Annotated in this window: 12 protein-coding genes; 3 read left to right on the forward strand and 9 right to left on the reverse strand. The window is 43.7% G+C overall.

The features are described from left to right. Positions 1 to 6: 6 nt before the first annotated feature. The 5 genes from ECHVI_RS18460 to ECHVI_RS18480 all read right to left on the reverse strand — a co-directional run bounded on the left by ECHVI_RS18460 (position 7) and on the right by ECHVI_RS18480 (position 7,272). On the reverse strand, positions 7 to 1,554 hold the full coding sequence (locus tag ECHVI_RS18460; RefSeq protein ID WP_015267551.1) for an MATE family efflux transporter: 1,548 nt from the start codon (positions 1,552 to 1,554) through the stop codon (positions 7 to 9). Between the two features lie 37 nt (positions 1,555 to 1,591). After that, positions 1,592 to 2,593, reverse strand: a complete 1,002-nt coding sequence (locus ECHVI_RS18465; RefSeq protein ID WP_015267552.1) for a mannose-1-phosphate guanylyltransferase — start codon at positions 2,591 to 2,593, stop codon at positions 1,592 to 1,594. Beyond that, positions 2,590 to 3,534, reverse strand: coding sequence for a UDP-glucuronic acid decarboxylase family protein (locus tag ECHVI_RS18470; protein WP_015267553.1), 945 nt, complete (start codon positions 3,532 to 3,534; stop codon positions 2,590 to 2,592). Before ECHVI_RS18470 ends, ECHVI_RS18465 begins: the two co-directional genes overlap by 4 nt. 476 nt (positions 3,535 to 4,010) lie before the next feature. Then, positions 4,011 to 6,443 (reverse strand): GumC family protein, encoded by a 2,433-nt coding sequence (locus ECHVI_RS18475; protein WP_015267555.1) that lies wholly within the window; start codon positions 6,441 to 6,443, stop codon positions 4,011 to 4,013. A 7-nt stretch (positions 6,444 to 6,450) separates the two neighbouring features. Further along, entirely contained in the window at positions 6,451 to 7,272 is an 822-nt protein-coding gene (locus tag ECHVI_RS18480; protein ID WP_015267556.1) for a polysaccharide biosynthesis/export family protein, read from the reverse strand. A gap of 1,459 nt (positions 7,273 to 8,731) precedes the next feature. Here ECHVI_RS18480 and ECHVI_RS18495 point away from each other — a divergent pair. Next, the gene (locus ECHVI_RS18495) at positions 8,732 to 9,448 is read left to right on the forward strand and encodes a LytR/AlgR family response regulator transcription factor (protein WP_015267557.1); all 717 of its coding nucleotides are present in this window, start codon (positions 8,732 to 8,734) and stop codon (positions 9,446 to 9,448) included. Between the two features lie 2 nt (positions 9,449 to 9,450). Here ECHVI_RS18495 and ECHVI_RS23755 read toward each other — a convergent pair whose 3' ends face one another. The 4 genes from ECHVI_RS23755 to ECHVI_RS18510 form a co-directional block, all read right to left on the reverse strand. After that, complete coding sequence (locus ECHVI_RS23755; RefSeq protein ID WP_157501525.1) at positions 9,451 to 9,630, reverse strand: hypothetical protein; 180 nt, start codon at positions 9,628 to 9,630, stop codon at positions 9,451 to 9,453. Next, entirely contained in the window at positions 9,614 to 10,687 is a 1,074-nt protein-coding gene (locus tag ECHVI_RS18500; protein WP_015267558.1) for an NAD-dependent epimerase, read from the reverse strand. The genes ECHVI_RS23755 and ECHVI_RS18500 overlap by 17 nt, the downstream gene beginning before the upstream one ends. Positions 10,688 to 10,902: 215 nt before the next feature. Then, positions 10,903 to 11,619, reverse strand: coding sequence for a sugar transferase (locus ECHVI_RS18505; protein ID WP_015267559.1), 717 nt, complete (start codon positions 11,617 to 11,619; stop codon positions 10,903 to 10,905). A 282-nt stretch (positions 11,620 to 11,901) separates the two neighbouring features. After that, positions 11,902 to 13,629 (reverse strand): capsule assembly Wzi family protein, encoded by a 1,728-nt coding sequence (locus ECHVI_RS18510; protein ID WP_015267560.1) that lies wholly within the window; start codon positions 13,627 to 13,629, stop codon positions 11,902 to 11,904. Positions 13,630 to 13,955: 326 nt separating this feature from the next. Between ECHVI_RS18510 and ECHVI_RS18515 the strand changes: the two genes are divergently transcribed. Together ECHVI_RS18515 and ECHVI_RS18520 are read left to right on the forward strand one after the other, a co-directional pair. Further along, positions 13,956 to 14,843, forward strand: coding sequence for an NAD(P)/FAD-dependent oxidoreductase (locus ECHVI_RS18515; RefSeq protein WP_015267561.1), 888 nt, complete (start codon positions 13,956 to 13,958; stop codon positions 14,841 to 14,843). Between the two features lie 299 nt (positions 14,844 to 15,142). Beyond that, positions 15,143 to 17,485: a type IA DNA topoisomerase gene (locus ECHVI_RS18520; RefSeq protein WP_015267562.1), complete on the forward strand. Its 2,343-nt coding sequence runs from the start codon at positions 15,143 to 15,145 to the stop codon at positions 17,483 to 17,485. Positions 17,486 to 17,669 lie beyond the last annotated feature (184 nt).

The raw sequence follows: 17,669 nt of genomic DNA on the forward strand, positions 1-17,669 counted from the left end.
GATGCGTTATTTAAATGCCAGTTGCTTTTTTTTGGTTATCTTCTCTTTAATTTTCTGGATCCCCTTGGTGACTATTTCCTTTTCATCTTCGCAAAGTCCCCAGAAGTTTATCGCGATTGCAGTAGCCGTGGCTGCCAAAGCCATGGTGAACAAAAACCTGAATTCGAAATCGAGGATATTGATGGACAGTAAACATGTCCCCACCAATACCAGCAATGGTACAATTTCCTTTAGAATCACCCGATCAAAGTATTGTCGGACAGAAAGCCCTGCCAGTCTGTTCAAAAAGTATAGCCTTAAACAACAAGCGATAAATTCCACGACAATGTATCCTGCCAATACGGAATAGGCTGCGAAGCCCATTTCCAACAACAAGAAAGCCAACGGGAGATTAAGCAACAACACCCCTCCGACCGTGGCCTGATATGCCTTTATCCTCCCCGTAGCCTGAATGGCCGATTGCAGTCCGATGGTCAGCTGATTGATAATGGAACCTACCAGGACCATTTGGCAGAAAACCGCCGCATAATCAGGCACCTCTTTCAGCCAAACCCCCAAAATATTGTTCATCTCAAAAATGAACGGGACCGCCACAATGCTCAACAAAAAGAATCCAAACTTGCTGGCAATCATGGCCAGGCGAAGCATTCGTTTTCGATCTCCATTGCCTTCGCTCTTCATGATCTGTGGATTGATGGACTTCAGCATGGTGGTCGATAAAAACATCAATTGCCCACTGACTTGGTTAGCAATCGCATAAGCAGAATTGATAATTGCCCCAAAAAACAAGTTCAAAATCACCGCAAGGCCCTGCGTCCTTCCCAAGCTGCATAGGGAACCAAATAAGTTCCAACTCGCATAGGATCCAAGTTCCTTTAACAGTGGTTTATCTATTTTTTGGCGGTTTGAGATTTTGCACTCCTCATAGGATTTGATGCAAAAAACCGCATAGACTACAAAACTCACACTGCTGATGCCGGCCATTAGCAGTCCATAAATGATGAGCTTACTTCCGGAAGTTTGGTACAGAAATAAAGCAATGGCCAATTTCATCAATACCTCCAAAATGTTTACCAGTGCCACATAAACCATATTCTCATGGGCCACCAAGGAACCATTATAAGGAACAGACAGTATGAGGAAAAACACATTGACGACCATAAAATGATAGACCAATTTGGCCTCGCCAAGTTTATCTGCGGGGATATTCAGAAAGCCATCAAACAAGAATAACCCTGCCAGCTCCAGGATTCCCCATAATGCCAGCCCGAGCATCAAATGGAAGAACATGCTGTTCCAGAAAATCTTGGCTTGCATTACTTTGTCCTTTTTTCCTTGAAAGAAGGACAAAAAACGCTGGGTAGAGGTCGCCATGGCATTTTTCAAGAAAGACAGCATCACAATTACCCCTGCGATCAGGTTAAAAATACCATAATCCTCTGCCCCCAATGCATCCAGAACAATCCTGGTCGTGAACAATGAGATGCCCACGGTGATGATGATCCTTCCATAAAGGATTCCAGTGTTAAATACTACCCTGTTTGCTGCGTTCATTCGTGTTGGACGTTGGTGATTTGGCCTCTTAAGTGTTTCACATGACCAGTTCCGGCCGTTCGTTTTCAAGTCGCTGGAACACGTCCTTGACTTCTTGTGAATTTTCCTTTTTCAGGGCCAGCACGGCATCTTTGGTAAAGATCAAAAGCGTATTGGTCAAGCCTGTAAATTCGATATGGGTGTTGGTTCCGATGACCATGTTTCCGGAGTCATCCAGGTGGTGCCCCTTTTTGCCAAGGTAATCGTAAATCGCCTCGAATGATCCCATATCGGACCACTCAAAATCGGCTGCTACCACCTTGATTTTTTTGGATCGCTCCATCACGGCATAATCCACCGAAAGTGACGGAATGCGCAGGGATTCGGTTTCTGGCAGAAAAATCTCCTTCTTAAGCATATATGCCCCATAGGCCTGATCGAAAATCTCCGTTTCATACCTTCTCAATTCGGCAAGGAAAACCCCTGCTTGGAAGCAAAACATGCCTGAATTCCACAAATATCCTCCTTGTTTAAAGAAATTATCCGCCTTTTCCTGTTCGGGTTTTTCATGGAAGTCTTTAACATCCTCCCCAACCGCTTCGATGTAACCATACCCGGTTTCTGGATGGCTAGGCTTTAACCCAAACGTTACGATGTTTCCTTCATTGGCCAGCTGTATGGCCCGTTTTACGGCGGTTTGGTAAGCCGTGCCAGGTGTTATGAGGTGATCTGATGGAGTCACAAAAAGCACATCTTCCTCATGGCAGTGAAAAGCAGAAAATGCGATGGCAGCAGCGGTATTTCTGGGGCAGGCTTCCACCAGTTCCCTGTATTGGCTCAGCTTGCTGGCAGCCATGTCTTTCCTGGACAATTCATAGTTATCCTTATTGCCTACCACCAGTACTTCATCGGCTATCGATCGGTTTCTGGCCACTGTCTTTTGAAACAAGGTTTCCCCGTCGAAAATCGGTAAATATTGCTTGGGACGACTCTTCCTGGAGAGTGGCCACAACCGACTGCCCACGCCCCCTGAAAGCACTACGTTCACGATCTTGCTCATACCGGTACTTTTAAAATCCGATCAAAATAATTTATGGTTTCAATAAGGCCTTCACGGAGCCTTACCTTTGGTTCCCACCCCAATTCCTTCTTGGCCATGTGAATGATGGGTTGACGCTGCATGGGATCATCTTGGGGAAGTGGCAAAAACTTCAGTTGGCTTCCACTGCCCACCAAATCCAAGATCTCCTGAGCCAGTTCAAGCATGGTAAACTCACCAGGATTTCCGATGTTCACCGGCCCCGTAAAACCGTCTCTTGAATTCATCAGACGATACATACCTTCAATCAGGTCCTCTACATAACAAAAACTCCTCGTTTGTAGCCCATCACCGAAAATGGTAATGTCCTCCCCTTTGAGGGCCTGTACAATAAAATTGCTCACCACCCTGCCGTCGTTTGGATGCATCCTGGGGCCGTAGGTATTAAAGATCCGCATCACTTTGATGTCCACGCCATGTTGGCGATGGTAATCAAAAAACAAGGTTTCGGCACACCGTTTTCCCTCATCATAGCAAGCCCTGATGCCAGTGGTATTGACACTACCTTTGTAGCTTTCTGGTTGGGGATGGAGTTCCGGATCACCATATACCTCGGAAGTACTGGCTTGTAGGATCCTTACTTTTAACCTCTTGGCCAGTCCCAGCATGTTAATGGCACCGATCACTGAGGTTTTGGCGGTCTGGACAGGATCAAACTGATAGTGAACCGGACTTGCCGGACAAGCCAAGTTATAAATTTCATCCACCTCTACGTAAAGCGGAAAGGTGATATCATGCCGGAGAAATTCAAAGTTCTTCTCATCCAGCAGATGGTGGATATTTGATTTTCTACCGGTAAAAAGATTGTCCACACACAATACTTCATTCCCCTCTTTCAGTAGTCTGTCGCAGAGATGGGATCCTAAAAATCCCGAGCCTCCTGTCACTAAAATTCTTTTCATCTTTTGCTTCAAATAGTGAGTAAATAATAAAGTTTCTTCGCCCGCTGGGCACTGTCCTAAAACCCCAATAAGGTTCGCCAGGCATTTTCTAAATGTGATTATTAAGTCTAAAGTTTTGGGATCATGTAGATCATGCCCAGATACAGCTTCGCCCCGTCAGTCCCATATTTCATGAACTTAGCGAAGACAATTGTAAAGATCATTATTTATAAATATAATATTAAAAAACACTTTAATTACATGTTTTTTAATATAAAATCACTAATTATTAATGAAATGAAATTAAATGATAATCAAGTGAATTTGCCCCCTAAACCGTACTTTAATCGCCTGCTAAAGGCGATAATCTCCTGTAGCTTTTCGTAAAAATTCTGCTACCGGTCAGTTGGCTAGCTCCGCTTTGGGAGTGCCCCGGCCTGTGACCGGGACACTTGTTAAATCAACTATCAACAATGGTTGAAGCGGTTACCCTGGGCTTATTTTTTACCAACTAGCTTTCCTAGCCAATTGGCTTGTTCTTTCTCGTTTTCATGGTATCCATTGGATCCGTATCCGTATCCATATCCATAGGCAAATCCGTAATGGCCCATTTCGAAATCGACATCATTTAATAGCGAATACATCTTTTTTACGCCGCCTTTCTCCACCAGTCCACGCAAAATCTGCAGGTTTGCCTTTGGGGAATAGTTTTGCCTGAACACGTACATATTGATATCGGCAAGGGAAAAGAGTTCTTTGGTCTCTGACACCAAGCCTACGGGTGCACAATCCAGGATCAACACATCATAATGTGCTTTAATGTCCTCGATCATTTCTGTAAAATAATTTTGTGCCAGTAGCTCGGCTGGATTTGGCGGAACCGGCCCAGAAAGGAGCACATCCAATTGGTCGTAGCCAGACGGTTTTACGGCTTCTTTCCAAGGCATGCCTACGCTCAGACAAGTACTTACTCCACGGTCGTTTATCATACCGAATTCCTCAGCGATCTTTGGTTTACGGAGATCCAACCCGATCAAAATGGTCTTTTTCCCCATCATCGCATAAACAGAGGCCAGGTTCACTGCGCAAAACGTCTTTCCTTCTCCGGATACCGAAGAGGTAAAAAGTATCGTTAGCTTTTTCGCCCCGGGACTTAGGAAAGTCATGTCGGCCCGTAGGCTCCTAAAGTTTTCAGAAATCGTAGATTTTGGCCTATTGAGCACTGTCAGCACATTTTCGTGGCTTGCCGGATTTTTCCCTATCATGCCAATAAGCGGGACCGGAATCTGTTCCTCCAGTTCCTTGGGGTCCTCTATCTTGTTGTTGAAAAAGTTTCTGACGAAAATAAATCCAACTGGAAAAAACAACCCGACAAATGCTCCTAAAACAAGGTTGATCAATGTCTTGGGCGCTACCGGCTTGGTTGCTGCCCTGGCAGTGTCCAGGATGGAGTGTTTAGGGGTATTGGAAGCCAAGACGATCTGGGATTCGGCCCTTTTTTGGAGTAAATACAAATAGATGTTTTCATTGATGGAAAACTTTCGCTGGATCCCCAGCAGGTTCCTTTCCGTCTCTGGCAACTTGTTAATTTCCTGTTCGACTTGATTGATTCTATTGGCTATTTCTGCCAATGCACTTTCCGTATTTTTTATAGCCGACTTCGTGTTTTCTAAAACGGACTGTCTGGTCGTTTTGATCTGCGTATTGATCTGCTCCAATGCAGGTGTAGAAGAGGAATAAGTGGATTTTAACCGTAGCCGTTCCGTTTGAAGCTCGGACAGTTTTACCACCAGGCTATTTAACAAGGGATCCGTATTTCCAATGATCGAAGGAGCGACCAATCCCTCATCCGATTCACCTTGAAGGTAGCTCTCCAGGGTATGATAATAATCCAATTTGAGCTCTATCTCACTCCGTTGCTTTTCATAATCCTGAAGCCTTTCGAATATCATCACGCCTTCTTCACTAAGATTGAAAACATGATTCTTGGTTCTATAATCCTGCAGGCGTGTTTCAAAATAGCTCAAAGAATCGGTGATACCATTGAGCTGATCATCAATAAAGCTAATGGTATTGGCCGTGGCTTTATTTTTTTCACTGAGTTCGCGTTCGAGGTAAACGCGCATAAGTCTATTGATAAAATCCTGTCCCAGTTTCCGGTTTGGGGTTTCCATGCTGATCTGAAGGATGGAAGCCAGCTTATTGGTCGGGGCCACGCTAATGGCCTTTTGGTATTTAATCACCTGGGAATGGGTATCTGAAAATTTGAAAAACACCGTCTCGCCGGGTTGCCCGGAGATATTATTGACCTGAAATTCAAAATGGTCTCCCTCCAGATGATCTCCAAAGGCATGTTCACCTTCTAAACCATCCAATTTCTCCTCTAACTCCACTTTAAAAAATGGATCTGAAGGATGATAAATATAGAGTTCATCATTATCAATCGACAATCGGTACTTTTCCTCGCTAAGAACTTCTAACTTGAACATTCCACCGACTAACTGCTCTTTGTTCCAATTTACCGTTATGTCCAGGGGGATGTTACCGTATTTGCTCACTTTAGCAAAAAAACCATCCTCGAAATAAGAAACATTGAGTTTAAGCTCCTCTACGACCTGCTCGGTCAATGCATAAGAGGTCAAGATACCTATTTCGTTTTCGATATTGTTTTTTGGCTGGAGCAGTGAACTGGCCCCTAGAAAATCAGCTCCCAAATCCTGAGACTCTTCGCCAACCAAAACGGAGCCGTTCACCTTATATATGGGGGTCATCAATTTACTGGCAGCATAGGCCAAAACTATCCCCATAAATGTACAGGCCACGATCATTTTCCAATGCCTCAAGTAATTGTTAAGGATGGTCTTGATGTCTACATCTTCTTCCTGATTTAGCTCAGGCAGTTGATTTACATGGGTATTCTTCGCTAACATAGGTCCATTAGTTAAAAAGGTTAAGAAGTAAAGCCAAAGCGGTGATGGATGAGGTGATCAAGGTCAATGTCTGGGTGGCATTGACGCCAGAACCTATTTCCCTTACCTTCATGGGTTCTGCATAAATCTGATCGTTTGGCTGAATAAAATAGTAGGGAGATTCGATGATATGCCGATCATTCAGATTGATCCTATGTAGTTTCGTTCCTTCGGGATATTGTCTTATGAGTAAAATTTCGTCTCTTTTGGCCACCGTACTAAGGTCTCCGGCCTGGGCTATAGCTTCAAAAATGGTCATTCGGTCTTGGAGGACCACATACTTGCCCGGGTGCCTAAATTCGCCAATAGCGGAAAACCGGATCCCACCAAGTTTGACCCGCACATAAAATTCCGAGGACAGGTAGCCCTTTAGCTTTTCTTGGACTTTTATCCTCACTTCTTCTACGGTGAGGTTCATCACATTCAGCTCCCCGATGATGGGAATACGGACATTTCCTTTGGCATCGACGGAATACCCCGTCATGTAATATACATCTCCACCAGTCTGTGCGATCTGGCCCATCATCATACTACTGGTAGAGGTCGACTGACTGCTGTTAAAACCAAATTCGATCAGGTCTTCTGCCGTCATGACCTGAATATCTATGATATCATTGTATTGCAACCGATACTCGGGCTGCTCATAGCTGATGAGTTGTTCATCAGGAATCGGTTCATTACCCTCCTGATTTTGGAGGTAAATCACTTTCTTGTTCGGCACACAGGAAAACACTGTGAAACAAAACAACAATACCATTGGGAGGACAAAGGCTCTAAAGGTGGTGGTCATAATAGTTAGTTAAATAAAGGCTATGGTTCTTTTGGATGCTATGCTAAAGCCATCCATGCATTTTCCCTGATGTTATCAGGACTGAAAGTAAGATACTGCGGTAAACGGCTCTTTCGAACACTCACTTCCACAGGTTTTCTGGGCTTATTGACAAGTGGAAATTGGAACGAATCATTTGAAAAGTGAAATTTTCTAAAACATATGATAGATTTTGTAAACCAAACGCAAGCCCCCTTATTTTACGCTGATAATCGCCACCCAAATCCTTTAAAAAAACGATAGAAAAGGTGATTTTCTCCCTTTTTATCATCTCACACAGCACTATGACGATAAATGCCCTCACCACCTCATCACTAAATCTATTTTTATTTACAAAAAACCTCCTTTAGTATCAAACAAACAATAATCAGGTGATTTCAATGCCATATTCGTATTATAAAGACGAATAATTATAAAAGTAAAAACACATCATCTATTATTGGCTTTAAAGCTTTCGGCTGTACAGTGTTTTTAAGGACTCGGTTCACTCGTACCCTACTGCTGATGATGATTAAATGAGAGCAGGTGTTTTTTTAAGTCCACCTAAAATGACCTGGCTCCCCGGTAGATGTTCCAAATGCACGTCATTGCCTTAGGTGATGCCCTTCTATTCCACCCCAGGGATCTGTACAGTTTTTTCAAAATCTTCTTATTAAAATTTGATATGAACCGATGCTCGGCCCAGGCAGGGCAATTCCTGAAGCCTTCCAAAAGTTACGTCAATAACCCACTATCTATTCTCCCTATAAGGATATAAATCGAACTATTTACCATACATTTTTAAAGTATTAAAAGTAATTTTTACTATTTTACAAATCCTCAGTAGAAAGGCATATATTTTGTAATTCACTAACCAAAACACATTGTTCATAAACAAAAAACATCAAATCAATTACATTATTTGCACTTTATTAACTCAACACAAATAAAAAGCATCGAGATTACCATTTATTTACAAATAGACACCAAACGTTTACGAATATTTACACTTATTGAATTTAAATACTTATTTGTATAATAAATATTAATAATCATTGAATAAAAAACATTTATATGAACAGACAAAGACAAAGAAAATAACCACTGGCATTAAAATGCCCTAAAAGCATCACTGAGAACTTTTGACCGCATTCCTACTACTCCAAGCACAAAGACCTCATTTTGTAGAATTAATACGCAACAATGAAGGCTAAGAACACTTCTCACCAACGCGGCAGACTATTTTAGAAAACACCAAGAGCGATCTTATTTACGCAACAGTTCACCCAAAAATAACCGATGGTTACCTGATGGCCACACCAACTTCCATTAGGTATAAATACCGCTTTACCAACAGCTACCTCCTACCTTTATGAAGAGCCAAGGAGGGAAGTCATTTGGAGTAGAAATTATTTGACCACGCAATTAGACTACCACGACTATGAAGAAAATTTTAATTGTAGAAGACGAATTGGACCTGGGAGAAAACCTGGAAGAAATATTAACTGTCCTGGGGTATTCAGTGGCACCCGTTATCTCAGATGGAAACCTTGTACTGGACTACCTTCGGTACCACCAACCAGATTTGATCCTAATGGATGTCTTGATCGAAGGAGATATGGACGGAATTGAATTGGCCAAGAGAATAAGAGAAGTCTATCAAATCCCCATCATTTTTTTAACAGGTTATTCTGATAAAATGATACTCGATAGAATTTCAAAAGTCATGTATGAAGGCTATTTATTGAAACCTTTTCATATCGATACGCTCAAAACCTGCCTTTACCTTACATTTAAAAACCAAGAAGTCCCCAAAGAGAAAGCCAAGCCAAAAACCTTAAAAATAAGAGACAAAGGCTTCATGGTCCCTGTTCCCGTCGAAGACATCACGGTTTTGGAAGCAGATGGGCTGTACACAAAAATCCACACCTTATCCAAGCCTTATACGATCCGGGACATTCTAAAAGACGTTACCGAAAAACTCCCTGACGAGACCTTTTTACGCATTCACAAATCTTTTACCATCAATGTAAACCATATCCATGCGTATAATGCCAAAGAGCTCACCGTAGGTGGTCAGATCATCCCGATGAGGCGGGGATTTCTTAAAAAACTAAAAGGTATCCTGGAAGACCGAAAAGCCATCCCCGTAAACTAGGGCTACATGACCTTGGATGCCTTGTCGTCTGGTGCGCTGCCCCGAAAACCTAATAGCATTTCATAAGGATTGGCCTGGGATCCATCATCATTTTTCTCCATCACACCATAGGAAAAATGATGATGGGGACCAAAGCGCCCATTGGACATGAAATAAACCGGGCACTTATTTGACTTCGTCAAGCGGGACAGATGCTTTATAATATGCAGCATACCACTTCACAAACTGCTTCACACCTTCTTCCAGAGGGGTCGCAGGCCTGTATCCAGTATCCGCGCTTAAATCCTGGACATCTGCATAAGTACAAACTACATCCCCGGCCTGCATGGGCATCATTTCTTTTTGGGCACTTTTCCCCATTGCTTTCTCCAGCTCATGAATATAATCCATCAGCTTTACAGGTTTACTGTTCCCTATATTATAAATCTTATATGGGGCGTATGAAGTGCTGACTGTGGGATTCTCATGCCAGTTAGGATTTGGCTTTCTGGGTTTATCGGCTACTCTCACCACCCCTTCTACGATATCATCAATATAGGTAAAGTCCCTTTCCATCTTACCGTAATTAAACACCTTGATCACCTCTCCTTTCCTAATGGCATCTGCAAAAAGAAACATGGCCATGTCCGGTCGGCCCCAGGGGCCATAAACGGTAAAAAAGCGCAGTCCCGTCGTGGGAATCCCAAACAGGTGGCTATAGGTATGGGCCATGAGCTCATTGGATTTCTTGGTGGCCGCATACAAGCTTACTGGATGGTCCACTGCATGTTCTGTCGAAAACGGCATCGCCTTATTGGCACCGTATACGGAACTTGAGGAAGCGTATACCAGCTGCTTTACCGGATACTGCCTGCAAGCTTCTAGGACATTTAAAAAGCCTTGGATGTTTGCTTGCACATAAGCATCTGGATGTTCCAGGGAATACCGGACTCCCGCCTGAGCCGCCAAATGGATGACCACATCCACCTTGTTGGCAGCCATTAATTCAAAAAGCAATGCTTTGTCCGCCAAGTCAAATTTCACAAAAGTATAATTTCCATACACCGCCGACCGAACATACTTTCCTGTACCTATCTCATGTCTAGATATCCCTGAGGCTTCAAGCCGGCCATATTTTAGATTGACATCATAATAATCATTTATGGAGTCCACCCCGATGACTTCATCCCCTCTTTCCAGCAATTTCAAGGCTACATGAAAACCAATAAACCCTGCCGTACCTGTCACTAAATACTTCATTCAATGCTTTTTTTATGGTAGTTGATCTATTTTGTTTGATGAAAAAAAGAGGCTGTCTCAAAAGTCCTCGTCATTGCGGTTACGATGGATATCGGAAGAAGCAATCTCGTCATACATGCGATGAAAGCACATCGAGATCACTTCACTCCGCTCGTGATGACGGATTATTTATGTATGAGACAGCCTCTTCATCATGAAGAAATTTGAGGCCTTTATCAATAAGCATTTTCACGATGGAGCATTAAACTCAAAAAGGTCATCCAGATGATTTTATAATCCAACACTGGATTCCATTTTTTGAGATAAAAGATATCCATTCGATAGCGTGCGTACATTTGATAAAACTCAGCGGTTTCTCCCCTGTAACCTTTGGCCTGAGCCAAGCCGGTCAAACCCGGTTTAGAGTGGTGCCTGGTCATAAAACCATCGATCTGGCTGGAAAATTGTTCGTTTAGCGAAACCGGGTGAGGGCGTGGCCCCACAATGGACATATCACCTTTAAAAACATTGATCAGCTGGGGTAGCTCATCGATACTGGTCTTCCGGATAAACCTCCCCACACGGGTCACCCGAGCATCATTCTTGGTGGCTTGTTTGGTGTCTGCCTCTTGATTTACCACCATGCTTCTGAACTTGTAGCAGAAGAACAGCTCATTATGCTTTCCGTGGCGCTTTTGCTTAAAAAAAACAGGTCCTTTGGAATCCAATTTTATCAACAGGGCAATAATCGGAAATAACCAAAACCCTATGATCACCATAAACATCAAGGCTATCAGAATATCTGAAGCTCTTTTCACCACCAAGTTTGCCTTGTTGAAACCTGATGATATCATCGGAGTGTTTTCTCTCCCTACATTTTGTTCCATCTGGGGTTCGTTCATTACCCCCAAATTGCTTTCACTTTCTCTGAAATGTACAACTGAACCGTTCATAAGACATTAAGTTTTGGTAGAAAATAATTCATAAAAAAAACAGGTGTTCGTGCTAATTTATTAGGCTATAAAGGGTTCACTCGAAACGTATCCAGTACTTATCGGCCGGACACATACCGCATTTGACAACCGTACTATTAAATTAATATTTATATGGTTATTTATATATTAAAAATAACTATAAGTAAATAAAAAGACTTTTAATTATAATTAAATGTATTTATATATAACTATTTAAATCACTGCGTTTTATTTACAAATCAACATTACTCCAAAGCTTTGCTAAAAAATATAAGAGAGTACTATCGTTGAATTAATGTTTAGTGCAGGGTCGCCACGATAGCGACCATCTTTATCATTATAATAGGGCGCGTAAAAATTATAATTCATACTTTTCACCAACCTCAATTGGGCTTGTAAGCATACATGATCCATGACTTCACCTTCATATTTCCCGCCCACGGCAAAATCAATCCATGGCGCCACCTGCTCCCCGTTGCTATTGGCGTAATGGTAAAAGTTCTGATCACGCGCGTACCGCTCCAATTGCAAGGCTATTTTCTGGAGCTCCTTCACGTGGCTGATTTCGAAGATCTGGATATTTCCGCTCCTGCCCAATCCCGAACCGAGCACTTGGCCTTTGTTCGTCACACCATGGATCACTTGATAGTTATCATAGAGTCCGCGGCCCTTATTCGGTAAACCATCCCACCTGATGATATTATTTATAGGATTTTGCGTTTGGGTCATTTCCAAGTTGATCCCGATAAACCGGTCACCAGCAATGGGAATATATTTACTCGCTCCTATCACAAAACCACGGGAATGTTCTGGATTGAGGATCATGTCACGCCAGTTATAGGAATGGTCTGTTCGCATGAATTCAAAGTATAGCTCGCTATGCGCTTCAGGGACTGCCCACCGAAAGAAAAACTCCAGCACTTGGTCTTCACGTCTGTTGACATGTTCCAGTACCCCTTCGCCGTCTTTTGGGAGCGGCGAAAACAGCGGCATCCAGGCGCGTAAATTGCCCCCCATATCATCCCGGTAAATCTGAAAAGCACGGCTGGCCCCTACCGACAATCCCGGCAGCCACTTTGGGGAATACGAAATCGAAATCCCCGTAAAATACCTCCAATCGTCCTCTTCGATGGGCTTAAAAACGGACGAAAAGGCATTGTCACTGTAATATGTATGTCCAGAGCCTTCCAGTCTTCCCATGAGGTATTGCCCCTCAAAATGTCCCAAAAAGGTCCTGACAGGCTTGGTCGTATGGAGGGTCGCATGAGGAAAACCTGGGGCATTGTCCCCAAGCATCAGCGGGTTATACTTCGCTGGCCCCCACCAGACATTTTCGGTGGAGACCCCAGCGGCAAATCCCCCAAACATCACTTTCACATGTGAATTTCCCGGCAGGAGCTCACTGATCGGTCCATCTCCATATCTTACGGGCAAATCGACCCCATCCACGCCCCGCTCCATAAACTCAAAAAAAGTAATGGGCGCCTCCCCTGGGTATTCTTCAAAGGGTAAATTCTGTGCGTAATGAAACTGCGGATACAACTGGATACTCACTGGGCCTGTTTGCAGGTGAACACCTGCGCTCCATAAGAGCTGCTGGCCTTTTGCAGGTACTTCTGCGCCATTTCCGCCAGCATAGGGATAATTTGAATTATAGGAATGGCTCAGTATCATCGGTAATACCCTTAAAGAAAAAGACTTTCTGTCCACTACCTCTCCGAAAAGCCCATCCGTCAAGAGGTCTTTGTATTTCCCCTCTTCTATTTTATCCAAATACAAAGGCCGCACATTAAAGCTAAGTGCACCACTGGTGGTGTCCATTACCTGCTGCCGCCGAATGTAGTCCTGGAAAACAGACTGATTTAAAGGCAATACCTGTCCCTGTGCCAACTGTATAAACAGGATTAGAAAAAGCACCGTAACGGACAGTCCCTTCCCCACATAGAAAGATGCTCCACCGAAGCAGGAATTACATTTCCCTTTAGTCATCGTTATAATCATTGAAAATAAATCAATCTTCAAACCTGTTTATTGCAAAAAGTTAGATAAACAATGGCTTATTCAGCGGTGATTTGTCAGGAATCGTAAATAAAAAGTCGTGAGATTGCCCTTGCTCCAGCAATCATCGGAAAGGAAGGTAAATGAAATGTAAATTCCATTTTCACGTCACTAAAAATCGTCATCAATCTGTTAGCTGCTTCACTTGACCAGTGAGGCAAATTAATTTGAACCAAACAGAACTTTAATTATTGCAACAATGTTGCAATTGGTATTGAATCCATATGGATATAAAATAAATTAACTAATACCATACTATGTACGATGTAATCATTATCGGCGGCAGTTATGCCGGATTATCCGCTGCCCTTTCCTTGGGCCGCGCCTTACGGAGCGTATTGATTTTAGATAGCGGCCATCCCTGCAATAAACAAACGCCCCATTCCCACAACTTCCTGACCCAAGACGGCAAAAGACCAAGTGAAATCGCAGAAATTGGCCTAAACCAGGTGCTAAATTATCCTACGGTGACCTTCAGGAGAGAAGAGGTCATCGATGCTGATAAAACTGAAGCGGGCTTTAACGTGATATCGAATACAGGGGCGCACTACGCTTCAAAAAAATTACTTTTTTCGACGGGTGTGGCAGACCAAATGCCTGCTATCGAAGGTTTTGCGGACTGTTGGGGCATTTCGATCATCCATTGTCCTTACTGTCACGGATACGAAGTAAAAGGTCAGCCGACTGCCATCATGGCCAATGGCGAAAAGGCTTTCCATATGGGGAAACTTTTACAGAATTGGACCAGTGAAATCACCCTCCTTACCAATGGACCTTCAACACTTACCTCCGAGCAGCATGCTTCCTTGGAGGAAGATGGCATCCCTGTCCTATCCCATGAAATCATCAGGTTCCAGCACAAAAACGGTCAGTTGGAAAACATTCATTTTTCCAACGGGTCATCCATCACATTTCCGGTGATGTATGCGGCCATTCCTTTTAAGCAACACACGGATCTTCCCCATAAACTGGGATGTGAAGTTAATGAGGGAGGGCATTTAATCGTCAATGAGAAACAGCAAACAACCGTTTCAGGAATCTATGCTGCTGGAGACAATTCCACCCCACTTCGTGCCGTATCCATTGCCGTGGCTGGAGGAACGATGGCTGGTGCGATGATCAATTTTGACCTGATCATGGGATAATGCAGAGGATCCCGCTTTAATAAACCAACACGGCAGAAGAAATAAGGAAAAAATTGGGGCAAATTACTTTCCTTGACTAATTTTAAGGTTCTATTTTGGTGGCTGTCTCGGAAGTTTAGTAAAGTGGATTCACTTACTTCACATCCATCGAGCTTGTTTTGGCCTTTGGTGAGCATGCCGTAAACCGACCATCCAAATGGTGTGGGGTGGATTTCTGGCGCTTTTCAAAAGGCTTCTCGCCAAAGGCACAGCTCCATCCAGGGATAGATTACTGAAACAGCCCTTTTATCATTTTTGGAATGAAAGTTTGTATTGCCGAAAAACCAAGCGTGGCCCGAGAAATAGCCCAAGTCATCGGGGCCAAAAACCGCAAGGATGGATATTTTGAAGGAAATGGCTATCAGGTTACCTGGACCTTTGGCCATTTCTGTTCGCTCTATCCGCCCGAGGACTATGATCCTACTTGGAAGCGTTGGGATTTATACACCTTACCCATGCTCCCCAAACGCTTCGAAACGAAGATCATCCCCGACAATGGCGTAAAAAAACAGTTTAAGATCATCCGAGACTTGGTCAACAAAGCCCAGGTGGTGATCAACTGCGGTGATGCCGGCCAAGAAGGTGAACTGATCCAACGATGGGTCCTCAAACAAGCAAATTACCAAGGAGCAGTACAGCGATTATGGATTTCCTCCTTGACGACTGAATCGATCCAAGCCGGTTTTGAAAACCTGAAGCCAGCGGAGGAATTTGACAATTTGTACTATGCCGGGAGTTCCAGGGCGATCGGGGACTGGCTGCTCGGGATGAATGCCACCAGACTGTACACCCTCAAATACGGCGGATACAAGCAAGTCCTATCCATTGGCCGTGTGCAGACGCCCACACTGGCCATGCTGGTCAACAGGCACCAGGAGATCGAGCAGTTCAAACCCGAACCTTACTGGGAGTTACAAACCACCTACAGAGACACCACCTTTCACAGCACGGAAGGAAAATTCCTCAAAAAAGAAGACGGTGAAGCGCTATTGGGGCAAATAACAGGAAAGGACCTCTTCATCACCGCCATTGACCAAAAAGAAGGCAAAGAATATGCCCCAAAACTATTTGACCTGACCAGTTTACAGGTATACTGTAACAATAAGTTTAACCTAACCGCTGACAATACCCTCAAAACCGTCCAACGGTTATATGAACTGAAAGTGGTCACCTATCCCAGGGTGGACACAACTTTCCTCCCTAACGACATGTATCCCAAGATCTCTGGAATACTGAAGGGACTCGGCCAATACCATTCGTTTACGGCGCCATTGCTGGCAAAGAAAATCAGGAAATCCCCAAAGGTCTTCAATGACAAAAAAGTCACGGACCACCATGCCATCATCCCCACCGGTGAAGAAAAGCAACTCGGGCATACCGAACAAAAAGTCTATGACATCATCGTCAGAAGGTTTTTGGCAGCCTTTTACCCTGACTGTAAAGTAGCCAAAACCCAAGTAACGGGGGAAATCGAACAAACCACCTTCCTGGCCAAAGGCAAGGAAATCCTGGAAGAAGGATGGCGGGCCCTATTCGCAAAAGACAACAAAAAAGAAAAAGATGACGGGGACAGCAAAGAGGATGAAGAAGAAGGCATCCTCCCCACCTTTGAGAAAGGAGAGCATGGTCCTCACCACCCAACGCTAAAAGAAAAGATCACCAAACCTCCCAAAAACTATACCGAGGCCTCACTGCTGAGGGCAATGGAAACGGCCGGCAAGCAAGTGGAAGACGATGAACTTCGCGACCTGATGAAAGCAAATGGCATCGGAAGGCCGTCCACTCGTGCCAGCATCATCGAAACACTCTTCAGGCGTAAGTATATCGAACGGAGAAAAAAGCTCGTGGTCCCCACCGAAATGGGCATTCAGCTTATCGGCACCATCCAAAATGAACTGCTTAAATCCGCAGAGCTTACCGGCCAATGGGAAAAGCAACTAAAAGAAATCGAGGAAGGAGCCTTCAGCGCCATCCAGTTCATAGCCAATATGAAAAAAATGGTAGCTGAACTGGTCTCAGAAGTAAAGCAGGAACACAACAAACCTCGCCTGGCCTCTCCTTTTGCCTCTGATAACCAAAAGAAAAGCACTCCTTCGGCGTCCAAAAAGAAAACCAGCAAAGCCGCTTCCAAAGGACTTTCGGAGGTGACATGCCCCAAATGCGGCCAAGGCAATATTATCAAAGGAAAAACAGCATACGGATGTAGCCAATGGAAAAATGGGTGTGACCTTCGTCTTCCCATGAAAGTAAAAGGGAAGAAATTGACCGACAAGCAGGTGCAACGATTAATCGAAAAGGGTGCCACAACTAAACTGAAAGGGTTTCTCATGGATGGTGAAAAAGTGGAAGGCATCTTGAAATTAACGGACAGTTTCGCTATTAATTTCGATCTCAAAGCCCAGGCCCCCACCAAACCCACCCCTCCACAAATGCCGCCATGTCCAAAATGTAAAAAAGGAACCATCATCAAGGGCAAAACCGCCTACGGCTGCAGTGAATGGAAAAGTGGTTGTGATTTCAGGTATGCATTTAAATCCATCAAAGAAATGGCCAATGGAAAACCACTTACCAAAGAGTTAGTCCTTAGCATCATCAGCCAATGAAGGCTTCTGTTCCATTGCTGTGCCTCTAACCAGATGGAATTGGAGAAGAAAACGTATTTATTTTAATATATATACTATCAGGTTAAACTGATGCAAAGCTATTATTCTCAATTCTCCAGTCCGTTGGGCTTTAAAAACATCAACAACTTACACTATTTTAGATTTTAATGGAATGGAACGGTAT

The sequence above is a fragment of the Echinicola vietnamensis DSM 17526 genome (genome assembly GCF_000325705.1).
GTDB classification, from domain to species: domain Bacteria; phylum Bacteroidota; class Bacteroidia; order Cytophagales; family Cyclobacteriaceae; genus Echinicola; species Echinicola vietnamensis.

Coding starts and splice junctions, on each gene's coding strand:
- ECHVI_RS18460 (WP_015267551.1), bottom strand. CDS start 1,554: ATGAACGCAGCAAACAGGGTAGTATTTAACACTGGAATCCTTTATGGA.
- ECHVI_RS18465 (WP_015267552.1), bottom strand. CDS start 2,593: ATGAGCAAGATCGTGAACGTAGTGCTTTCAGGGGGCGTGGGCAGTCGG.
- ECHVI_RS18470 (WP_015267553.1), bottom strand. CDS start 3,534: ATGAAAAGAATTTTAGTGACAGGAGGCTCGGGATTTTTAGGATCCCAT.
- ECHVI_RS18475 (WP_015267555.1), bottom strand. CDS start 6,443: ATGTTAGCGAAGAATACCCATGTAAATCAACTGCCTGAGCTAAATCAG.
- ECHVI_RS18480 (WP_015267556.1), bottom strand. CDS start 7,272: ATGACCACCACCTTTAGAGCCTTTGTCCTCCCAATGGTATTGTTGTTT.
- ECHVI_RS18495 (WP_015267557.1), top strand. CDS start 8,732: ATGAAGAAAATTTTAATTGTAGAAGACGAATTGGACCTGGGAGAAAAC.
- ECHVI_RS18500 (WP_015267558.1), bottom strand. CDS start 10,687: ATGAAGTATTTAGTGACAGGTACGGCAGGGTTTATTGGTTTTCATGTA.
- ECHVI_RS18505 (WP_015267559.1), bottom strand. CDS start 11,619: ATGAACGGTTCAGTTGTACATTTCAGAGAAAGTGAAAGCAATTTGGGG.
- ECHVI_RS18510 (WP_015267560.1), bottom strand. CDS start 13,629: ATGACTAAAGGGAAATGTAATTCCTGCTTCGGTGGAGCATCTTTCTAT.
- ECHVI_RS18515 (WP_015267561.1), top strand. CDS start 13,956: ATGTACGATGTAATCATTATCGGCGGCAGTTATGCCGGATTATCCGCT.
- ECHVI_RS18520 (WP_015267562.1), top strand. CDS start 15,143: ATGAAAGTTTGTATTGCCGAAAAACCAAGCGTGGCCCGAGAAATAGCC.